Annotated in this window: 1 protein-coding gene and 1 other annotated feature; the gene reads right to left on the bottom strand. The window is 63.8% G+C overall.

The genetic code is table 11. The features are described from left to right. Positions 1-175: 175 nt before the first annotated feature. Positions 176-1,440 (bottom strand): IS3 family transposase gene (locus ACOJSN_RS12335; protein ID WP_420112797.1). Its coding sequence is split into 2 segments (ribosomal slippage): positions 176-1,161 and positions 1,161-1,440, totalling 1,266 coding nucleotides; the frame shifts between segments, so codons are not numbered across the junction. Further along, positions 1,038-1,171, bottom strand: a sequence feature (AL1L pseudoknot). It overlaps the preceding gene by 134 nt. Positions 1,441-1,650: the final 210 nt, after the last annotated feature.

Here is a 1,650-nt window from a genome sequence, read left to right on the forward strand (position 1 = left end):
GCCAGGTTCACGGTTCCTCGCGACACGGACGACGTCGTCGCGGAACTCCTGGGGGTAAGGAGCGGGCATGATGCACATCCTTCCCTGCGACGCTGCTCAGCGCCACAGATCATGTGACACCTACCCGCGCATCAGTCCCGATCGGCATACGACGGAGTTTATGGGGCGCCTGTACTCAGCAGCTGATGTATGAAGCGCCCTGGGTTTCGTTCCGTGGTGAGACGGTCGCGGGCGCGGCCATCGTGGGGTGAGTGCAGGACGCTTCGACCTCGGGCGGGGTGCGGTAGCCGAGAGCTTCGTGGATCCGGCGTGTGTTCCACCAGTGGACCCAGGCCATGGTCGCGATCTCCACGTCCGAGACTGAGCCCCAGACGCGCCTTGAGTAGATGAGCTCGGTCTTGTAGAGACCATTCACCGCCTCAGCCAACGCATTATCGTAGCTATCTCCCACGGTTCCGACTGACGCCTTCACGCCAGCAGTTGTGAGAGCATCGGAGTAGGCGAGAGAAACATATTGAACGCCACGGTCCGAGTGATGAATGAGTCCATCCCGCGCCCGATGAGCACCGGTGGAGATCAGCGCATGCTCCAACGCGAGGAGCGGAAGTGATTCCGTATGCAGGCTGGATGCGACAGCCCAGCCCACGATTCTGCGCGTGCACACGTCGGTGATGAACGCGGTGTAACAGAATCCCGTCGGAAGACGAACATAGGTGATGTCCGCGACCCACAACTGGTGCGGGCTCTCGGCCGCGAACTTCCGCTCCACGAGGTCCGGGCGATGGTCCGGCTCCCCCGACGGGCAGGTCGTGACTGGCTTCCTGCCTCGTCGAGCACCGTGCAGTCCGGCGAGGCGCATGAGTCGGGCGACCTGGTCTCGGCCCACGTCCCAGCCGGCCCGGCGCATGGTATGCCGCATCTTCCTCACCCCGTAGACACCGTAACTCTCCTGATGGATCCTTGCGATCACGGTGAGCGACGTGGCGTCTCTGAGGTCGCGGGCTGAGGTGGGACGCGTTTTCGCTGCGCGGTAGCCGCGGGACGTGATGAACCCACATTCTGTCGCACCAAGGATGCGATAGATGGCCTCGGCCCCGAACTTCTCACGATGCATGTCGATGAACGCGATCATTTCGTTGTGGGGCGGTCGAGTTCCGCTGCGAAAAACGCTGAGGCGGCTTTCAGGATCTCGTTAGCGCGTCTCGCCTCGGCGAGTTCCCGCCGGAGGCGGCGGTTCTCCTCCTCGAGCGGCTCTCCAGAGCCGGTCGGTTCCGTGGGGCCGTAACGGTTGCACCAGATCCGCAGGGTCTCGGTGCCGACGCCGAGCTGTGGTGCGACGGCGCGGATCGATGCCGCGCGGGGACCACCCTCGCGAGCTTGACGGTCGTAGACCATGCGCACAGCGCGGTCACGCAGCTCTGGACTGAACTTCTTGGGCATGCTCCGATTCTCCTTGCTGAGACTCGGAACGGAACCCAGGGCGCTTCAGCCAATCACCTCACACCCAATGGGGCGGCCGCCCGGGTAGATCCTCCTGGTGCCAAGTCGTGCATCGGCCCCGTTCGACGGGACTATCGTGCAACGCATCCTCGAGGAGCTCGAGGCCGATGCTCCGTGGCTGGCTGCACGCAGCCAGCCGAATAATCTGAG

Origin of the sequence: Pseudactinotalea sp., from assembly GCF_048594945.1 — a bacterium.
Classification (GTDB): domain Bacteria; phylum Actinomycetota; class Actinomycetes; order Actinomycetales; family Beutenbergiaceae; genus Pseudactinotalea.